The sequence below is a fragment of the Serratia sp. NFX21 genome, from assembly GCF_048517035.1.
Classification (GTDB): domain Bacteria; phylum Pseudomonadota; class Gammaproteobacteria; order Enterobacterales; family Enterobacteriaceae; genus Serratia; species Serratia quinivorans.
Genome location: NZ_CP183196.1, coordinates 2,494,873 through 2,513,954 on the forward strand (window position 1 = coordinate 2,494,873; position 19,082 = coordinate 2,513,954).

23 protein-coding genes and 1 pseudogene are annotated in these 19,082 nt (G+C 47.8%); 10 read left to right on the top strand and 14 right to left on the bottom strand.

Annotated elements, in window-relative coordinates:
- The first annotated feature begins 92 nt into the window (after positions 1–92).
- Together ACNT1W_RS11800 and ACNT1W_RS11805 are read left to right on the top strand one after the other, a co-directional pair.
- Positions 93–1,814 (top strand): terminase large subunit domain-containing protein, encoded by a 1,722-nt coding sequence (locus ACNT1W_RS11800; RefSeq protein ID WP_419246818.1) that lies wholly within the window; start codon positions 93–95, stop codon positions 1,812–1,814.
- Between the two features lies 1 nt (position 1,815).
- A complete protein-coding gene (locus tag ACNT1W_RS11805; RefSeq protein ID WP_419246819.1) occupies positions 1,816–2,871 on the top strand; it encodes a phage portal protein in 1,056 nt (351 codons plus the stop codon).
- 387 nt (positions 2,872–3,258) lie between these two features.
- Here the strand turns inward: ACNT1W_RS11805 and ACNT1W_RS11810 are convergent, their stop codons facing one another.
- The 8 genes from ACNT1W_RS11810 to ACNT1W_RS11845 form a co-directional block, all read right to left on the bottom strand.
- Positions 3,259–4,476 carry a hypothetical protein gene (locus tag ACNT1W_RS11810; RefSeq protein ID WP_419246820.1) on the bottom strand — a complete coding sequence of 406 codons (1,218 nt, stop codon included), beginning with the start codon at positions 4,474–4,476 and terminating at the stop codon, positions 3,259–3,261.
- A gap of 210 nt (positions 4,477–4,686) precedes the next feature.
- Positions 4,687–7,245 carry a replication endonuclease gene (locus tag ACNT1W_RS11815; RefSeq protein ID WP_419246821.1) on the bottom strand — a complete coding sequence of 853 codons (2,559 nt, stop codon included), beginning with the start codon at positions 7,243–7,245 and terminating at the stop codon, positions 4,687–4,689.
- 14 nt (positions 7,246–7,259) lie between these two features.
- Entirely contained in the window at positions 7,260–7,547 is a 288-nt protein-coding gene (locus ACNT1W_RS11820; RefSeq protein ID WP_419246822.1) for a DNA-binding protein, read from the bottom strand.
- A complete protein-coding gene (locus ACNT1W_RS11825; protein WP_419246823.1) occupies positions 7,544–8,365 on the bottom strand; it encodes a Dam family site-specific DNA-(adenine-N6)-methyltransferase in 822 nt (273 codons plus the stop codon). Before ACNT1W_RS11825 ends, ACNT1W_RS11820 begins: the two co-directional genes overlap by 4 nt.
- A 3-nt stretch (positions 8,366–8,368) precedes the next feature.
- Positions 8,369–8,587: a TraR/DksA family transcriptional regulator gene (locus tag ACNT1W_RS11830; protein WP_419246824.1), complete on the bottom strand. Its 219-nt coding sequence runs from the start codon at positions 8,585–8,587 to the stop codon at positions 8,369–8,371.
- Positions 8,587–9,321, bottom strand: coding sequence for a hypothetical protein (locus ACNT1W_RS11835; RefSeq protein ID WP_419246825.1), 735 nt, complete (start codon positions 9,319–9,321; stop codon positions 8,587–8,589). The genes ACNT1W_RS11830 and ACNT1W_RS11835 overlap by 1 nt, the downstream gene beginning before the upstream one ends.
- Before the next feature lie 19 nt (positions 9,322–9,340).
- Positions 9,341–9,484, bottom strand: coding sequence for a hypothetical protein (locus ACNT1W_RS11840; protein WP_269934812.1), 144 nt, complete (start codon positions 9,482–9,484; stop codon positions 9,341–9,343).
- Positions 9,484–9,678: a hypothetical protein gene (locus tag ACNT1W_RS11845; protein ID WP_419246826.1), complete on the bottom strand. Its 195-nt coding sequence runs from the start codon at positions 9,676–9,678 to the stop codon at positions 9,484–9,486. The genes ACNT1W_RS11840 and ACNT1W_RS11845 overlap by 1 nt, the downstream gene beginning before the upstream one ends.
- A gap of 196 nt (positions 9,679–9,874) precedes the next feature.
- On the opposite strand from ACNT1W_RS11845, the gene ACNT1W_RS11850 reads away from it, so the two are divergent.
- Together ACNT1W_RS11850 and ACNT1W_RS11855 are read left to right on the top strand one after the other, a co-directional pair.
- Positions 9,875–10,096, top strand: coding sequence for a hypothetical protein (locus tag ACNT1W_RS11850; protein WP_419246827.1), 222 nt, complete (start codon positions 9,875–9,877; stop codon positions 10,094–10,096).
- A 6-nt stretch (positions 10,097–10,102) separates the two neighbouring features.
- Positions 10,103–10,573, top strand: a complete 471-nt coding sequence (locus tag ACNT1W_RS11855; protein WP_419246828.1) for a hypothetical protein — start codon at positions 10,103–10,105, stop codon at positions 10,571–10,573.
- Between the two features lie 91 nt (positions 10,574–10,664).
- On the opposite strand, the gene ACNT1W_RS11860 is transcribed toward ACNT1W_RS11855, so the two are convergent.
- Genes ACNT1W_RS11860 through ACNT1W_RS11870 form a run of 3 tightly spaced genes read right to left on the bottom strand, consistent with a single transcriptional unit; the run spans position 10,665 to position 11,418 of the window.
- Positions 10,665–10,928, bottom strand: a complete 264-nt coding sequence (locus ACNT1W_RS11860) for a hypothetical protein (protein ID WP_048233408.1) — start codon at positions 10,926–10,928, stop codon at positions 10,665–10,667.
- Positions 10,925–11,137: a DUF4761 family protein gene (locus ACNT1W_RS11865; RefSeq protein WP_164098142.1), complete on the bottom strand. Its 213-nt coding sequence runs from the start codon at positions 11,135–11,137 to the stop codon at positions 10,925–10,927. Before ACNT1W_RS11865 ends, ACNT1W_RS11860 begins: the two co-directional genes overlap by 4 nt.
- An 11-nt stretch (positions 11,138–11,148) precedes the next feature.
- Positions 11,149–11,418 carry a DNA-binding protein gene (locus tag ACNT1W_RS11870; protein ID WP_419246829.1) on the bottom strand — a complete coding sequence of 90 codons (270 nt, stop codon included), beginning with the start codon at positions 11,416–11,418 and terminating at the stop codon, positions 11,149–11,151.
- Positions 11,419–11,505: 87 nt separating this feature from the next.
- On the opposite strand from ACNT1W_RS11870, the gene ACNT1W_RS11875 reads away from it, so the two are divergent.
- From ACNT1W_RS11875 to ACNT1W_RS11900, 6 genes and pseudogenes are all read left to right on the top strand, one after another.
- A complete protein-coding gene (locus ACNT1W_RS11875; RefSeq protein WP_419246830.1) occupies positions 11,506–11,808 on the top strand; it encodes a helix-turn-helix domain-containing protein in 303 nt (100 codons plus the stop codon).
- Positions 11,809–11,871: 63 nt separating this feature from the next.
- Positions 11,872–12,870, top strand: a complete 999-nt coding sequence (locus ACNT1W_RS11880; RefSeq protein WP_419246831.1) for a tyrosine-type recombinase/integrase — start codon at positions 11,872–11,874, stop codon at positions 12,868–12,870.
- A gap of 47 nt (positions 12,871–12,917) precedes the next feature.
- Positions 12,918–13,100 (top strand): hypothetical protein, encoded by a 183-nt coding sequence (locus ACNT1W_RS11885; RefSeq protein ID WP_419246832.1) that lies wholly within the window; start codon positions 12,918–12,920, stop codon positions 13,098–13,100.
- A gap of 42 nt (positions 13,101–13,142) precedes the next feature.
- A complete protein-coding gene (locus ACNT1W_RS11890; RefSeq protein ID WP_419246833.1) occupies positions 13,143–13,919 on the top strand; it encodes a hypothetical protein in 777 nt (258 codons plus the stop codon).
- 529 nt (positions 13,920–14,448) lie between these two features.
- A pseudogene (locus ACNT1W_RS11895) lies at positions 14,449–14,720 on the top strand (IS3 family transposase); the annotation flags it as partial.
- A 60-nt stretch (positions 14,721–14,780) separates the two neighbouring features.
- A complete protein-coding gene (locus ACNT1W_RS11900; protein WP_390903589.1) occupies positions 14,781–14,891 on the top strand; it encodes a transposase in 111 nt (36 codons plus the stop codon).
- 331 nt (positions 14,892–15,222) lie between these two features.
- On the opposite strand, the gene ACNT1W_RS11905 is transcribed toward ACNT1W_RS11900, so the two are convergent.
- From ACNT1W_RS11905 to mntR, 3 genes are all read right to left on the bottom strand, one after another.
- Entirely contained in the window at positions 15,223–16,050 is an 828-nt protein-coding gene (locus ACNT1W_RS11905) for a hypothetical protein (RefSeq protein ID WP_261129412.1), read from the bottom strand.
- 10 nt (positions 16,051–16,060) lie between these two features.
- Entirely contained in the window at positions 16,061–17,563 is a 1,503-nt protein-coding gene (locus ACNT1W_RS11910; RefSeq protein WP_419246834.1) for a hypothetical protein, read from the bottom strand.
- An 874-nt stretch (positions 17,564–18,437) separates the two neighbouring features.
- On the bottom strand, positions 18,438–18,917 hold the full coding sequence (gene mntR / locus ACNT1W_RS11915; protein ID WP_261129409.1) for a manganese-binding transcriptional regulator MntR: 480 nt from the start codon (positions 18,915–18,917) through the stop codon (positions 18,438–18,440).
- Between the last annotated feature and the right edge of the window lie 165 nt (positions 18,918–19,082).

Genomic DNA, 19,082 nt, shown 5'->3' on the forward strand with positions numbered 1-19,082 from the left:
CGTTGTTGTTGTCGCAGAACGCTGACAGCCAGCACCGCAAGAAAGCCCCCACGTGCGCGGGTTAACCTCCCCGGCAGAACATGGGGGAGACTATGACGGTTCAGGAAACATTTACCCGGCATCGGGCAAGGCAGCTTTACTGGCAGGGTTACCCGCCGGCAGAAATCGCACGTCTGATGGGCATCAATCAGAACACCGTCTATGCGTGGAAGAAGCGCGACGAATGGGACGAAACGCCGCCGATCCAACGCGTCACCACCTCAATCGATGCGCGACTGGTGCAACTGACCGGCAAGGACAAAAAGAGCGGCGGTGACTTCAAGGAAATTGACCTGCTGACGCGCCAGTTGAAGAAGCTGGACAACGGCACGCCAGCCACGCAACCGAAAAAGAAGGTGCGCAAGAAACAAAACTTCTTCTCCGAGGCACAGATTGCGCAACTGCGTGAAAACATTCTGGGCTCGCTGCACTGGCATCAGCATGGCTGGTATGACAATCACCATCACCGCAACCGCATGGTGCTCAAAAGCCGGCAGGTGGGGGCAACCTGGTACTTTGCCCGTGAAGCGCTGGTGCGCGCTCTTTCCGATGATGTGAAGTACAAGCACCAGCTCAACCAGATATTTCTGTCAGCCAGCCGCCGGCAGGCGTACCAGTTTCGCAGCTTCATCCGCTCTGCTGCGGCGGAAGTCGACGTCGAACTGAAGGGCGGCGATATGATCCAGTTGTTCAACGGTGCCGAGCTGCATTTTCTCGGCACGTCCGCGGCGACAGCGCAGTCGTACACCGGCAATCTGTTCTTTGATGAGTTCTTTTGGGTAGGCCAGTTTGCCAACCTGAAGAAGGTAGCCGGCGCCATGGCGACGTTGAAAGGGCTGACGCGTACCTACTTTTCTACTCCGTCAGCCGAAAGCCATGAGGCGTACCCGTTCTGGACGGGGGAAGCCTTCAACAAAGGCCGCACCAGCAGCAACCGCGTAGAGTTCGACACGTCCTGGAAGACCCTGAACAGTGGCCTGATGTGCCCGGATAAAATCTGGCGCCAGATCGTCACGCTGCAGGATGCCATCGATCACGGCTGGGATTTGACGGATATCGATGAAATCCGCGATGAAAACAGCCCGGAAGAGTACGACAACCTGTACGGCTGCCAGTTTATCCGCAACGGTGAATCGGCCTTTGACTACAACATGTTGCTGACCTGCGGCGCAGATGGTTATGACGACTGGCCGGACTGGAAACCCTACGCTTCTCGTCCCATGGCCGATCGTCCGGTCTGGATTGGCTACGACCCCAACGGCGCCAGCGGGAAGGGCGACAGCGGGGCGATTTCGGTCAACGCCGTGCCGCTGGTCGCCGGCGGTAAATTCCGCACCATCGAGACACAACGCGTCCGGGGGATGGAATTCGAGGCTCAGGCCGATCTGATCATCGGCATGCTATCGCGCTACAACGTGCAGCACATCGGCATTGATGGGCAGGGGGTTGGTGAGGCGGTGTGGCAGTTGGTTAAGAAGAAGTTTCCCGCGGCAGTTTGTTACCAGTTCAACCCGGCCAGCAAGCGCATGCTGGTACTGAAGATGCAGCAGATCGTTCGCGGTGGTCGCTGGGAGTTCGACCGGGGAGAGCGTGATTTGATCACGGCATTTAGCGCGGTGCGCAAGGTGGTTACGCCCGGCGGGATGATCACCTATGACACCGACCGCAGCCGTGGCGTGAGCCATGGCGACCTGGCCTGGGCGACCATGCTGGCAATCATTAACGAGCCGCTGGGACAAGATGGCGGCGGCAACATGACGGTTATGGAGTATTAACGTGAGCAAAAGAAAATTTCAGCGGTCGCGCCAACAGCCGGTAGCAGAGACGCAAACAGATCTGGCGGCCGAGCTTCAAAAACTCCCTGGCCTGAGTACCTTTTCGTTTGGCGGCCCCTGGCCGGTATCGTCGTCCTATGATCTGCTGGACTCGATGTATTGCGCCGACAACGGTCGCTACTATGACACACCGATCAGCTGGTACGGATTGGCTCGCCAGTTCGGTCACGCCAGTTGGCACCAGTCGGCGCTGATCTTCAAACGTAACGTTCTGGCCGGTTGCTTCATCCCGCATAGACTGCTATCGCGGCAGGCGTTCTCTGCCTTTGCCATGGATTGGGTGGTGTTCGGCAATGCCTATCTGGAGTTGCGCCGTAATGTGCTCGGTGGGCCGCTGGCACTGCATCACACGCTGGCGAAGTACACCCGGCGCGGCTCCGACCTGGATACCTACTGGTTTATCCAGGCGGGGCTTGATGATTACCAATTCCCGACTGGCGCGGTCTGCCATGTTATCAACCCGGACATTCACCAGGAGATTTACGGTATGCCGGAGTATTTCGCCGGCCTACTATCCGCCAACCTGTCACACTCGGCCGACACGTTCCGTAAGCTGTACTACGACAACGGCAGCCATGCCGGCTGCATCGTCTACGTCAACAGCGCCATTGCCGATCAGGAAAGCCTGGACAAGTTGAAGAAGACGCTGACCGACACGCGGCGCGGTGGGGCATTCAAAAACATCCTGTTGCATGCGCCAAACGGCGGCAAGGACTCGGTGCAGATCCTGCCGTTCAGCCAGATCTCAGCCAAGGATGAATTCCTGGGCGTGAAGTCTGCGACGCGTGACGATATCCTCGCCGCCCACCGCGTCCCACCGCAGCTGATGGGTGCCATGCCGGAAGGTAACGGCACGTTTGGCGACGTGGAGAAGGCGGCCAGAGTGTTCGCCATCAATGAGCTGACACCGATCATGGAAGCCATGAAGCACGTAAACGACTGGATGGGGGAGGAAGTGATCCGCTTCAACCCTTATGCATTGCTGAACGTCGACTAACCCCCACTGCTGCAGTATGGTCGCCGCTGTTTATGGCGGCCATCTCTCCACTACTCGACCTCATCCCACCCGATCTAACGCTGGCATTCACAGCATCAATCCTTTTCCCGTCGCCAGCCGCGCTATGCGGTCCTCTGGCGTGCTTGTCACGAATCTACGCACCATCACGGTGCGCGCCTCACAGCAGCCCGCTCATGAAGCACATGACCCCCTTCCCATGACCCAACGCGCGCGCTTACTCCCCCGCCTCGCCTGCGCGCCTTACACCCTCTTTATTGTGCACTTATCAAATGGTGTCTAACCTGCACCAGTACTGGTGCAGGTTAGCAAAAGAGGGGAGCGAATTATTGTGCAATATTGTGCAGTTTTTTGCGCGGTATTATTGGATTAATTTGATATTGCTTCGTTGGTAATATTCGCTAAAAACATGGATATTACTGAGTCATAATCTATGACTAAGAGGTCGGATCTGCCGCGCAATGCTTGTTTCACTTCTTCATCTACAGTATTTTCTAGATTCCCAACCATTAGTACTTTCAATGGGTTTTTGGTTTTTATTCCATATTTTTCTAAAGCATATTCTGCGTTTTCTTCAAACGTAAAGTATTCGGCGTAATTATCGAGTTGGGCTATCCCTTCATTCACTGCATCAATAAACCTTCTTCTGCGACGTTCTCCTTTTGTTAGATTCCTTTTGTTGACTAATCCTTTTTTTAAATCGCATATGTCGTAAAAGCCATCTTTTCTTTGTAGAAGAAAATCTGGATTGATTGAGCTGTCTGTATTGTCGGGTGTTTTATCTATCCAATACAAAGTTGGTTCATATATTGCATTGGTATATCCAAGCGTGCTTAATATAATATCTATGTTTTCATTGAGATAATCACCAATTGTAGTTTCATGTATTTCATTTCTTAGTATCATGTTGTGTAGATATGATACTTGTATATCCTTGAGATCGGAAGTTGTTTTTATTTTTTGGATGCCAACAATCAAGCTCCCTTTTTTTGAGAATTCTAAGTGTTCAAACAGTAGTTGTTGCAGTTCATCTTCCTCTATTTTATTTTTAAATATTAACATTTCATATATATATCGTGCTCTAAATGTGTTGTTTTTACATGTAACTATCACCATATTTGTTAAGCTTAATGTTAAGAAGTCAACGTCAAAAGAAAATGTATTTTGTACATTATCATCGCCAAATATTTTTGTTGCAAATTTCTTTGTAATTGGAAATCTTTCTTGGTTTTCATCTATATATTCATTGTTGTTTGCTAAAAAAATATGGCTTAGACTATTTTTCCCACCTGAAAACACAAACTTAGAGTTGGAGTTTTCAACCTTATCATAATAACTTATTAGTTTCTCAAAGCTTAAATTGGAGTATTTCTTTATTTTTAATGGCTTTAGTGTCTTTGAGGCCCCAACTAATTCAACCGAAAATACCTCATCAGTTTTTGCGCATAAAATAGTGGTCGGGTAAAAAATATCACCATTACTACCATCTTGTGAAACCAAGTACCCATGTTCATCAGCATGTTTTACTTTTTTAAAATGTTGGTCTAATGTTTTTTTACATATTATAGCGAATCTTTCAATTTCCATTTTTTATCTCAGTGTTAATATAGATGACACATGTCACATTCATATACTGGCAGAAAAGATAAATAAATGGAAGTTTGAAAATTAACAATGTCAATGTCAATGTCTATGTTTTTTTATATGATGTATGATTGTAATTATTAAGGTGATAATTATCACCACAACTTACCTATGCTGACTAAAACAATAGTGTCAAATGGTTTTCCCGTAGAGCTAGAGTTTTTGGAGTGCTTCCTGAAATCTAGAAATTAGCTCACTGGATGCTTTCTCATTCGCATTTTTCACCAGATACAGCACACCATCCTGACCGGCACGGTAGCGCTTGCCGTCAATATTGATCGTCTGTCCCATAACTAAGCGCCGTAACGCTGCCCGGCTGATATCGATCCCAAGTGTGTAAGCGTAATCGTCCAGCTTTTCGAGCTGCTTGTTATGTTGTGGCGATAGTGCGCGTTCTCCTAGAGTGAGCTGCCGGTTTTTAGGCCTATCGCGTAGTGTTTTCTGGCCCGGATTTATCAACCGTTTCAGTAACTCGTGCCGTTCCCTGTATCCCAACCTTTCAAAATTGGTAGCTTTCGTCTCTTCATGTGTGGCCATTCCAGCTCCTAAACTGTTCATATCTTGTTCAGGGGGACAGTTATTGCCACGAGTCCAAGGGGCGGTAGGGCTGCCCTGACGGCCGACGTCAACCCCGAAGCGATCGCCGCCGGTTGCGTCGGTCGCCGAATTCGTGGCGTTGCTGTCGGTCTTTCGCACCATTTTCCAATTGCCAACATGGGTACAGATACGGGAGTCAGTGCCCAGGCGTGGCGACCAGACGCCATAAATTTGCGTGCCGTGATCGCCGTAATCATTCGGTGTTTCTGAGGAGGTGTAAGCAGTGCGGACAACGTGGTACTTGCGCGGGATCAGTACACCACCTTGTTTGCTGATGTACGTGGCGAAGCAACCAGCATCGGCAGCAGATAACACATCATCAACGGCTTTGTCGTTGATGCGCGGGGTCTTGCGTCCGTTCACGCCCTTGCGGGACATCAGCCCGGCAAGCAACCGCAATTCTCGGTAAGCCTGGCGGGAAGGAATGCCAAAGAAGCGGAACTGCTGCACGCGGTGAAGCGATGCCCAGGCAGTGACGTTCTCCACCGTATCCTTGAGGGATTTACCCGTTTCTTTGCTGACGGTATCTTTCAGCCCGCGCCCGTCGATATTCTTGCTGACGTATTTGGCTATATAGCTGGTCGGGCTGCCTTTGCTTTTTGTGATTAACTCAACGTCAAAGCGCGGTTTGATGTTTTTACCCATGCCTGGCCCCAATTCGGCACGGTCTGTGCGAATTGCGAAATTTCGCATGAGGGTGGTGATCGCTTTACGGTCTTTTTTGCGCATGAAGCACAACAGGTGCCAGTGAACTGTGCCGTCGTGGTGTGGTTCGGCCACGCGAAGGCCATACCAGCGTAAACCCTGACGGTGCAGCGCCTTGCGGATACTGGCAAAAAGATTTACCAGGTAATCACTGGTCTCTCGCGGGGTGGTGTGATTCCACTTCGGATTGGGCATGCCACTCGATAGGGTAGCGTGATACTTCGATGGGCACGTGATCGTATAGAAAACAGCACAATCACCGCGTATTTCGGCCAACTGCTCCAACCCTTTGGCGCACGCCATCATCTCGTTGCGGCGGTGCTTTGGATTGCTGTTGCTGGCGGTGATCACGTCTTCCATGGATAGGGTGACGCCATCTTCATTGACCAGTTCATGCGCCTTGAAAAATTCGATTGCTTTGCGTCGCTGCTCGCGTTTGTGCACCAGAGCATCCTGGCTGATGTAAACGGAAGCGTGCTTGTGTACCAGGCAAACAGCGCGCAGCTGGGCTTCACGCCATTCACAGCGCAGGCGCCATAATTTGCGATACCACCAATTAGCGCACCGCAGACGGGCCAGCGCGCCGGGGATCAAATGGTAGGGGATTTCTGCCCGCCGGGTGCCTTCATGCAGCAAGGCATGATATGCCGGCGGCTGTACAGAAAGCCTGGCCGCTTCGTTAGCAACCAGCCGATAGAGATGCAATAAATCGCCCTGCAGAACATTGTCTTCATCAATGACGATCTCGGCATACAGCTCAACGAATCGCATATCCATATGGGTGGCGACCTTCACGGCCAGCCCTTTAACGTCATCCTGCAGTAGCTCCGGCAAATCAAGCAGGGAATCCATGCCTTCATGGCGGGCCATATACCTATAACCAATAGTTTGTTGGCGGTTACGTACTGCCTCCAACCGTGCCAATTCGCTTTTGACAATATCACGCAAAAACGCATTGGCCCGATCGTCGCCGTGTTCTCGGCGTAGGTAGTCAACTCGCTGTTGCAGCGGCTGGCGGATAAATTTTGGTTGCGCGTTCAGATCAGCCTGAGCGGTCAGCGTCAGATCCAGACGTTGCATTTCCTTTGCCAGTTTGACCTGGCTTAGGCGTTTATCCTGCATGAAGTCGCGCAGTTCAGGGTCACGTTCTTCGGTATTGAAATACTTGCGCCAGACTGCCTCTGATAAAGCTTCTTCCTGCTCAGTCAGGTGACGACGGTCACTGGCGTACAGCGAGATAATGCCAGCCAGTGATCGCGGCTCCGGTGCTATGACGGTTTCTTCCTGACGCGGGTTTATTGCTGGGCGCAGTGCGCTCCAGATGAAGGGAAGATCAGAAGCAACAGCGCCGCTGCCCGGATAGGGTAGCGGCGGGGATGGGGGGCGACGACCTTTATCAGATTTGCTCATTTCCCGACGCCGCGTTAGTAAAAATAATTTTTAAGTGAGGCTACTGGGATCTCTAGTTTTTCAGCTATCAACCTCAATTTCATGCCCGATTCATGCAGTCTGCGCGCCAGCTCAATATCCGCTTCTGAATACTTGCGGCCGTGATACGCGTCACCACTTTTTTTCAGGCCGACGCCGATGAGGTTGGCACGGTTGCTAACCGCTTTTGGAGTCCGGCCGAGTAAGTGAGCAATCTGTTTTACAGCAAGGTTTTTGGCACTGTTTTTCAGTGTCTTGTCTTCATTTTCACTCCAGCGTTTCATGCTGTTGCCCTCATGGTTGCGATGATCTCGCCGGCGCGTGCTCGACCAGCTGCGTTAGCGCTGACGGAACGGCGGGCGGTGGTTGTGGTGATATCGAAATCGGAGTACAGCTCCAGCGCTGCGGCGGTTTCGCTGTTAGATGCCACAACGTGGCGCCCACGACGGGCGGCAATGCGCAGCATGCACGCTAGCTTCCGCTGCTGGTCATTGGTGAAACCGTCAGTGTGGTAACTAGTGAAATTGGCGGTTGCTGTTGCCGGGATGTAAGGCGGATCGCAATAAATCACATCACCTGGTGCAGCGATCCTGATCGCCTCTTGGAAAGTGCAGCACAGGAAAATGGCTTTCTTTGCCTGCGCCTTCTCGGCGAATGCGTGAATTTCTTCTTCGGGGAAATAGGGCGCTTTACGATGACCGAACGGCACATTGAAATCGCCGCTCAGGTTATAGCGACAAACACCGTTAAAGCCGTGACGGTTCAGGTACAGGAACTGCGCCGCCCGGTACAGGAAGTTACTGTCACAGCGCAGGTTAAAATCAGCCCGTACAGCGTAATAACCTACCTCGTCAGCTTGCGCATTAAAGAGATTGCGCGCTTCACGGATAAGCTGATCAGGCAGGGTTTTGGCGACGTTATGGAAGTTGATCAGATCGCTGTTGATATCGCACAGCAGATAGCTGTCGTAATCGGTATTGAGGAAAACAGCTCCGGAGCCGACGAACGGCTCAACCAGTCGCTTACCTTCCGGTAGGTGCTGGCGCAGTGTGTCGATGATGCCGGCTTTGCTGCCGAGCCATTTTAGGGCCGGTCTGTTCATGGTTTACCTCTTGATATGCCGTGATTTGGCTTCGTGAATTTCCTGGCAGGTAACGCAGCGCATTACGCCATGGATGGCGGCGCGGCGCGCTTCAGGTATAGGCGCGTCGCAGGCTTCACAGATGAATGCAGAAGGCCCGCATTGCTGCGGGCGGGCGTTGGCGATTTGGGCTGCGAGGGTCAGTTCAACCTGTTCCTGCGCAATATCGATTTGGTCAGCCATTACCGTGGGGCTCCGGTGACTTTCTTTTCAGATGATGCTGGGCGTTCGGCGTAGGGCAGGTTGATCAGCACACGAATTGCCATTGCGCCGACCTGGGCGGCCTCGCGGCGTACCTTTTCAAGTGAGCCGTTGTGGTAGTGGTAATCGATCGCGGCCTGGGTCAGTTCACCGGCTTCTTCGTTGAGAATGGCGGTAGCGTGAACGGTATCCGTCGGCCAGGTGGAGTGCTTCTTTTCTGCTGCGGCTAACTCTTCTTTGATCTGAGTGATGGCAACGCTACGCAGCAGGTCGCGGAAATACACTGCCTTGGAACGTGGGGACGGGGAGAAAATGTTGAGGGTATGTTGACCGGCTTTAAACAAGCCATCTTCCAAAATCTGACGGTCTATGTTGCTACTGACTGATGCTGCGAAGTCTACGCCGACATATGTGTGCTTCAAGCTGTTGATGGTGTCAGTAGCCTTTTTTAACTCCTGATTCAGTTGGCTAATAAATGCCGCTGCCTTTTCCCACTCGCTCTCGCCCTGGGTATTTTCCTGCCAGTTTGGATCTATGCAGTGGAGGGTATTAACGATATTTAACCAGGCAGCCTTATATTCTTCATGCTGCGCGGTATTTTCAATAAAGCTGATGGCCTGAATTAACTCTGAGGTCATCCACTCGTTAGGCGTAGTTGCGTTAATATAACCAATGACAGCCTGCAGACCGAGAATGGTATTGTTTTTGTCGCTCATAATTTCATCTTTAATGTGATTAATCGTAATTACGTTGTTCTGGCTGCAAGCATTGCCGATTGAATGCACGGCAGAACTTGCAGTAGCGGTAGGCAAACCAACCGACCAGACCAAACGCGATAACCGCCCAGATGGCGGCAAGGGTAAGAAAGAACGCCATCATTACGGCTTCCTCGCTTCTGGCGCACCGACAGACCGGCGAACACTGATCCAGTCTTTCAGCGTGGAAAAAATCTGATCTCGCTGGGTCTTATCAGCAGCCAAGCGATCAAGTTTGCTTTCCAATAGTTCAAGCAACTGCAACCGCTCAGAGCGGCGGGCCTCGATAAACGCGGCGTGTAAATCGTCGTCTTGCATAACCCCCTCCTAAATTCAGGGTGTAAGAAACCCGCCACCTGAGAGGCAGCATTTTTTATTACGGGTGATTTATATATTTCAGTAAGCACTCATAAATACTTACTGAAATATGTGCCGGATTTTATCCATGCCGGCCCATGGTTAGGACAATCTATCCGCTCTATTGCAACCCATTCATTTATTAGGGCGCGACCGAATGTGCTTGATTGCCCTGAATGCTCCGGGATTACGCGCCCGGCCGCGTTGTGGTATCTTCGCCATGCCCACCTCGTTCTGGCAGGAACATGGGCATGACAACCACCCACCACAAGAAGGAGCCTCTATGGGCGACAACGACAATTCGCAATCTCGCGATAAATCCGATGACTTCCACGTGTTGCATAAACCTGAGCCACCGGAGGATGATGACGAGGAGTAAATCTTTATGGCAAAACAACCGACTGAATATACTTTGCGTTTCCGCATTTGGTACGGCTATTGGCTGGAGGTGATGACAGCAACCATTAACCGCAGAATTGATCTTACGGCTAATGCTGTGATGCTTATTCTTGGCGCTGGTATTTTTGCTAACAGCGGGCTCAGTCAGTTGTTTGGCGCTATAGTCGCAATTATTAGTGGCATTCGAGTTGCCTTTCAGCATGGAAAGAAATCCGAAGCCGCGCGTCAGCAGGCTAAGCGATATCTTTCGCTTATTAACGAAATGCATAACCTCAGTGTTGATGAGATGAACGCACGCGTTAATATGCTCGAAGAGTTTGACAGTAATTCTCTCTCCAGCCTTTTTAACCCGGCAAGAAATCGAGCTATGATTTCGCTTGGTAAAAAGAAGCACCATGAAAAACTCTCCATTGTTGAACGTCTCGTTTCTGCTCTTGCTGGCGGCATACCGCGTTAAATCTTTTCCCATTTGAGAGCACACCCCGTGACGCCAATCACCCACCGTTAATGGAAGGGATGCGCTCTCAGATAGGCCGGGTTTACCCGGCTCATGCAGATAATCCAGGTTGCGGAATATCGCCGTTGTTGCAGCGCATGATCAGGCGATCGATAACTGCGGCTGCAGGGCCATCGCCAGCGGCTTCTGCGGTGCTCAACAGACCGGTCAGACCGATGCACAGGCGGAAAGCGTAATCGTTCAATGATACCTGGCGAACCTCTGGTGCGGTGGCGGTCGCCATCTGCAAGTTGGCCGTTTTGGTGTGGTAGTGCTGCAGGAGCTCCTCAATGAGGATCTTGTAAGGCTGTTTCATTTTCTTCCCCGAGCTTTGACCATGTTGTCTACTGTGCGCATGGCTTCCGCCAGTGCGAAATCACGACCGAAATAATCCCCGTTGCTCATCAGCTGGTAGGCCGTGCGGTTCGTTTCGCTATGGCGCGGGCACTTATGGATAGTGAACCCGCGGTAAACGAACGTGTGCTTCGAGAGCTGGATTAGGGCACGCGGCTGAATCTCCGTCATGAGCGACCTCCTCAAGAGCCCATATGCGCGACAAACTTCTCCGCGTGACGTTTGGCATTCAGGTAGATGGCGTAAAGATTTACCCGCCGCTTTGCGCCTGGTCGCGCTTGTAAGATTGGCAGGGCACCAGTGTCCGCCTGAGTTCGGATGGTTTGCTTGTTTTTGCCGATGCGCAGGGCGTAGTCGGAGATCGACTCTTCTAACAGGTCACCAAATGGATAATCAGCCGGTAGTTGGTTTTCCCTTACCCCAATCACCTTTTTTTGTCGGTTTTTGTTCATAGTGATACCCTTTAAGATCACGCAGTTTTCTATTGTGCAGGGTACATATACGTACCATTCACTGAATTATGGGTACAAATAATTACCATGTCAACCAACATAGGTTCAAAAATTCGTGAGATCCGTGAGGCCGAGGGGTTAAGCCGTGAAGAATTTTCCGTATTAACAGGGGTTCCGGCTGGCAATTTGAAGCGGTACGAAACAGATCGCATCAAGAGTGTTGGAAGTGAATTTCTCTTAATGATCACTCAGCATCAGCGGTTCAAAAAATATGCAATGTGGTTGATGACAGGGGATGTCGCGCCGGAGATCGGACAGATTTCACCTACTCTCTCCCCTGATGGGTCAGAAAGCACATCCAACTTCCGAAGAGGCCAGAAGGCTGGTTAATTGCCTATCGTATAAAGAATTTTTGGGGTAAAGGCGGCATTTGTTTCGAAAGGAATCTTTGGGATGAGTATTAAATCGCTCGGCGCTGAAGGCTATATGGTTGACGTGCGTCCCCAGGGTCGGACGGGTAAGCGTGTTCGCAAGAAATTTAAAACTAAGTCCGAGGCGCAACAATATGAACGTTGGGTTATTGCGACGCAAAATAATAAAGATTGGGTAGATAAACCAGCCGACCAACGGCCCTTAACGGAATTGATAGACCTTTGGTTTAAGCATCACGGCCAGAACCTAAAAGATGGCGTGAAGATAGAGCATAAATTGCAGGTGATGGCGGCCAAAATGGGCAACCCGAAGGCTTGCCAGATCACCCGGCCTTTCTTTTCCGATTATCGTGTACTCCGCCTCGCGGAAGGAAGAAAGGCAAAGACCGTTAATCTCGATCAGGAAAAGCTTGGCGGCGTGTATTCCGTTCTCATTGAGCTGGGGCTTTATCACGGAGAGCACCCGCTCAAAGAGATGAAAAAAATTAAGCTGCCGGATCAGGAAATGGGTTTTCTGACCCATGACGAAATTCAGCAACTGTTAGGCCAGTTGGAAGGCGACCACCTAAAAGCCGTAAAGCTTTGCCTGGCAACGGGAGCACGCTGGGGGGAAGTGGTCAAACTTCGGCGGGAAGAAGTGATCGGCAGTAAGGCGACTTACCTCAACACCAAGAACAGCAAAAATAGAACTGTTCCGATCTCAATTGAACTTTGCAAAGAGATCACCGCTGGTATCAAGGCTGGGCCGTTATTTACCGATCTCAATTATCCCTATGTGAGGACGCGTATCAAAGAGGTTGCTCCTGGCTTGCCAGCAGGGCAGGCCGTTCATGTTCTGCGCCATACCTTTGCCAGTCACTTCATGATGAACGGTGGCAACATTCTGGCACTGCAACGAATTTTAGGACACTCAAGTATTTTACAAACAATGGTTTATGCACACTTTGCGCCGGATTACCTGGAAGACGCGGTGAGATTTAACCCACTTGTAAACGTAAAGGAGAGCGTTGCCCATGCCTGATACCTAAAGAAGGTTTGTATGTATCCACAATTCCGGGTGGAGAACGTTTGGTTGTTGTTGATGTAAACGTGGTAGAGGATGACGATGATGAAGAAGGGGATGAAATTTTTTTCTTGGTAACATTCGTTAATGAAGGCGATGAGGGTGACATGTCAGCGCCAAGTTGGGAATTCGATTCCACTGAATGGCGGGAACATGTTGCGAGAGAAAAACTAGAATTTGTTGGCTAACTCTCCGCCTCTACAGAATTTCTTACTCATTTGGTGATTTTAATGGGAACATTCTTCAAGTCGTATCAGACCGAAGGCTGTTGTTTATGTGGGTCTAGTAACTCCCTTACCGGAGAACACAAAATAAAAGCTTCAGCGTTGAGAAAAATTTTTGGTGCCAACGCTATGGTTATTGGTAATTTCGATGATGGCGGCATTTTTCGTACGGCACAAGGTCCTAAGTCTAAGGCATTTCATTTTTCGGCTCGAATGTGTGCTTTATGCAATGGCTCTCGGACACAGCCTGCAGATCAGGAGTTTGATCGATTTCATACTATCGTTTCTTCGCTTTTATCAGAAGGCAGGGATCCTAGTGAGGTGTTTAATGCACCACAGTATGATTTGGGCTCAGAAGCTTATCTCAATGTGTTTAGATATTTTTCCAAAATTTTATGTTGCCATGTTGCAGAGTCATGTGGTCCCCGCCCATTAGAAGCTTGTGAATTTGCTATAGGGAAGACGAATAGGAACATTGTCTTTCTACAAATTGACGTAGATCCAATCTATCAGACTTATCGAGATTTATACGGAGAACATGGTTATGCAAGACATGGAGGACTTGTCGTCCCCTTTGATCCCGAAGCATACAACCCAACATGTTTCAAAAGCACGTTAAGTTTGGGGGCTGTAAGATATATTTTTTGGGTTAGATTTGATGCAGTTATTGGAGCTGAGTTACGTACATCCCATAATGAATTTTGGCTAAAATGTGAGGCCGCGTATAAAGATGCAATAAAAAATCCACTATCGGATGAAGAGCGATATCGCTTAGGTATTTAATTAAACTATGTAAAATACGATACCATTCTGATTTGAAGGGGTGAGAAGATCCAGCCCTGCTCTCTACGGATTCACATTCTATGCCCTTGGCAACGTCTGTTTAAGTCTGAGCTAATACAGCTAAGGGCATGATCCACAAATTGACCAAAACGTCCACGCCATGCCCATTTTAAGCACGCAGTTACAGACATCTAACTCACTGATATTACTGTAACCGCTTGTTTTTATTAGTGCTGAAATGGCGGCGATAGCCTCCCTTTTTTATTGGTCTGACCCGTCCATAAATAGTGTTGATGCATTTTACTCACGTACTGAGGAAAATGTGATAAACCAAGATGGTAAACGCACGAAACGTGATTACTTTCCATCCTTTGAACTGACCGTTGTTGAACCTTTGTTTGTTGCTGATTAACCCTTTGGCATCTAGGTGTATTCATCGGTACTACATGGTTACTCAACTTTCAAGTCTCTCTATATAGCACCTTTCTCCAGTGATGTTACAATGTTCACTTGATACGACCCAGTACGGCAGCGACTCTGCCGTTCCAAAAAAATGGCACCGAGGATGGGCCGTTGAGGTAGCTGCTGGATAATGCAGTGACAGAATCGTTCTTCATTTCTTTAAAAAAGAAACGTAGCAGAGAGCAAAAATATAAAACTCGGGACATGACCCGGGCAGATATCTTCGAATATAGTGAGGCGTTTTACAATCGTACCCGGCGCTACAGTCACCTCGGTGGGGCAGATCTGATACGAACGAAAGGCCCCATCGTGGAGATAGTGAGTGTCTACCTGAACTAGGCACTCCACATGAGGCAAAAAAAGTGTCTAAAAAACACGAATCTTTAAGTCGAACGATTTATGTTCTATACCACATTAATAAATTGTGAAGTTATTGAGTTAAATATTCAGCCTGATCATGTTCATCGGATAGTGATATTCCCGCCTCAACTGTCGATATGGTTGGAGTGAATGAAGACATTATCAGGTAATACATGATGTATCAGGATAAGAAGAATCAAGCGCTCGGACAACAAATGGAGCCATTACAGGCTTAACTCGGATATGATTTTTTTTGGAACACATCGTATAAAACGCCACCTCTTTAGGAGGTGGCGTTTTACTGATATTACTCCATTTATTAATATTCTTCTGCCTCCCAGCTTTAAAATAAAATCCAAATTTATTTTAATAAACCATTCTGATGGTGCCTCTTTGGTTTGTCATTGTGTAACAACATTAATTGTATGCAGACCTCTTCCCTCATTACTTCTAACAGCATTACTTTATATTAGGGAGAAAGTTAGCTCTGTTCTATGGCTAGTTTTGTATTGTTCATTTGTACGTTAATTGACAACTTATCTTCACTTGTAATGGTTCTTGGTATTACTATTAACATAGCAATATCACCAAAAAAACCATTGCTAAGCGGGTTTCCTGCGCCGCCTATAATTAACTTTCTGGAGGCGGAAGTATTGAATTTTATTGGTGAAACCAAGCGTCTTTGTTTAAGTAAACCATCTATTTCAATTAAATGATACTCTGTTGTAACCTCGATGAATAAGGTATGCCAAACGCCATCATCAGTAAAGGAAGTGTTAATGGGATAATTGTTCTGTGTGATGGGGGATGTTACACCATGGTGTAAGTAAAGTGTACTTCCTCTGTAACCATCGTCTCGAAATCGTAGCCGGAAAATATTGGGGTTTGTATCATTATTACCAATGATATTTCCACCGCTGCCATCATAACCATTCTGCTGGCGTAACGGAATACGATATACCATGGCAAGAGAAAAAACCCCATCGGCAGGGAAAATCTCATAATTATTGTCTGCAAATAAGGCGCCAGGAATTGAAGGGCCTCTTCCTAACCCAAAATTAATGATTTTATATCCATTACTTGACGTTATTAATCGTGGCATATAACCCGCTTTCAGCGGAAGCCAAGTAAAACCCCCTGTGCGATCATCAATGGACGTCACATTAATACCATCACTAGAATTTACCCCTTTAGTTGAATCCATCCATGTTGATGGAGATAAACGTAAGATATTTTCTTCCGATGAAGTTATGTCATAAACAGGGAGGTAATTGTTCGATGGCTCATATTGACTTCTATATACTAACATTTATATCTCCTCAACGATTAACTTGCATAGTATAGGATGGGCACCAATTGGCATGAGTTATATTCTCGTAAAGTGAGACGTGTGCGGCACTGTCACGCAATACGCTCCGTGCCCCTTGAATTGGCCCATCTTGATTAGTTGTATTATCATCATTTCGTTTTATTCCGCATCCTATACGACATGATGTTCCTGCAGGTATGCTGGATAATTCAATTTCAACAGTTGTATCCGAGACTATAGTAACCTTAATGATTTCAGGTGGAGTGGGGGTGTAATCATCAAAAATATACCCTAAGCCTGGCCCTAAACCTTCTGTTTTAATTGTTTCATTGGAAGTGTCTAGTATTAGTGGTGGGCATGGGACCTCATGAACTAGTTGCAATACCTTCTCTGAAACCCATATGTGTTCAACACATTTAATTCCACGCCATCCAGTAGCAAAACATTCCCAAATAATCGTTCTTGCGACCATTTGACCACGTCGATTCTGCCCCAGGGAATTTATATGTATAGGGTCTGCTGATGGTAGGCTATATAACGGCCCACTTAATCTAATATTTCCTACGCCATCGGATTCATATTGTGCTTGTCGTACAGGTTGATCCCATAAATCACGTGTTATCGGAGTGTATCTTATTTGTGATGTAATAATAGATACAGGACTTGTTTGTTTAAATATACGATGTGCCTCTGCTTGAATATTTAGATCAAATTGTTGCAACTGACGTTTGTAGCGTTCAACACTCATGTTAGGTACTTTTTCATACTCTGAGTCCGATTCCCCCGCCATGACATCGATCGCAAGTAATATAGGCTTCCAGCCTTTCCGCACACAAATGTCACGCGCATCTAGCAATCCTTGTATCAATCTACGCCATGAGCTAGTTCCTTTAGTTAGGTCCATGTAAGCTTTACCGCCTTCGGCAGCTACATACGAAATTGTTCGGACACGGTGTCCTGTTTTTTCTTCAATTTCATGTACGAGATGAGCTGAGGTACTACTTGCGGCTGTTTCTTGCCAGCCTCCATTAATCGTTTCTCGCAGCGATTCTAACTCCATAACAGAATAATCAGGTCTATTTGGATTTTCCTTTCCCTCACCTCGATCTGATTTAAACATCCAACAACTTTCAGGGTAAAGAGGCTCAGTTGCTATCAACGTATCATTTCTTTGATCGCTCCACCCTTGGGCGAGACTTTGTCCCCAAATGGGAATTATGTAACATATATCGGGATCTTTATTGACAGAGACTCTCGTTGTCGTTATGCCACATGTAATCGCAACACTACTATCGTAATGTATCATCCCTTCTATCGTTGATGTATTGTCAGAACGTCTTAATCCTAAAGGGGTTGCGATATAGTGCCCTCCATCTTGAGTATGGGCTTCAGTAATTTTTTTATCCTCAGTAACATATATTTTATTGCATATGGCACCATCGGGAAGAGTGAATGGCAGTGTCATATATAAAAAATCGTCTTGGCCGGAACTTATATAACCCTCTGGTTGCATATTAACCTCTCAGTGTCTTATTGAATCTATTAATGATATATTATAGCTATTTTGTCTTTTTTCCCGTTTTCCAATGTGTCTTGATTTTTTTTCTCCTGTTGGTGTGGACAGTTAATATATTAGCTGAAATCATATGTGTAAGTGTGGTGTAAAAAAATAAAATAGTATAGTGCCATCGGTTGTACTATTTGCAGCAAAGCACATACCGAGTAGAAGAAATGACAGTTAACATAAATTTTTTGTGGTTTTTATTAGGCGATTTATATGTAACCCAATGTCTCGTTGAAAGCGAAGGTTGAGGTTGGTTGCTCTGCAACAACGAAATTATAAATTAAGGTAGGAGCTCACGTGTGGATAGTGGGCGATCCACAGATAGAATGATTAGACATGGAGGCGCACAATAATCTGGAATGTAGGCTTGTACTCATAACCATCCTATTGTTAACGCGTTATTGGGGGAGTAAACGCTGCTCTAGGGCTGCTGGTCGAGTGTGAGCTATTGGGTCTGAAAGAATAGAAACTGTTGTGGACAAAAAAGAATGATAAGTGCTGCTAAAGATAATCTATTTCTGAAATAGCCCTATCCAAATCCAGCAAAACAGGCCACAAATACGATAATAAACGAGCAGCAAGAGTGGCGGCATGGCGTGATAGGGCTTGCTTAAAACTACAATACAGGGTTGACGGTTACTTTCTGGTTGTTATTGACCATAAAATATTTTCAATAAAAGGACAGAAACAAAAAAGATTATACCGTGACGAAAAGATGAGAAAAGATTGCGAGACATAGAACAATGGCTCAGTAGTAACTGGTTGAAAAAACTATAAATTGGTTGCTAATTTTATACTGGTGTTTTTACCCAATTTAAATTCATCAGGAATTCCTGGTCGATTTATGACGCTGCAAATACTGTTCAAACACCGCCAGGGTGTCGCTAGAAATGTGATGTTCAATCCCTTCGCTGTCCAGCTCTGCCGTTTCATTCGGCACGCCGAGGCAAACCAGCAGATCAACCACAATCCGGTGGCGACGCCGTACCTTCTGCGCCAGTTGTTCACCTTCTTCGGTCAGAAAAACTCCCCGGTAAGGGCGTGACTCCACCAGACCAGCACTTTTCAACCGGGCGATGTTTTTGATCGCGGTAGGGTGCGATACGCCAAAACGTTTGGCGATATCCGTGGTTCTGGCTTCGCGGGTGGTAACCAGCAGGTCGGCAATCAGCTCAACATAGTCCTCGATCAGCGCATTGGATTGCGCCTCACGAGCGCGGGTGAAGCGCAGGGCATGTTCAGCCTCGTCCGGCATTTCAGCCACCACGGGGCGTTCTGCGTCGTCTGGTGCGCTTGTTGCCATAGTCTGAGACGTCCTTTAAACGATAAACCAGTAAGTTGCAGGTTAATGCAGTTCCGCCATACGTTAGTCCAAAGACGACGCATTATCAATTCGGCTGGCGTATTCGATGACAATAAGAAATATTTGTACACAAAGGCAGTTAATCTTCCATTTTGCATAAAGTGT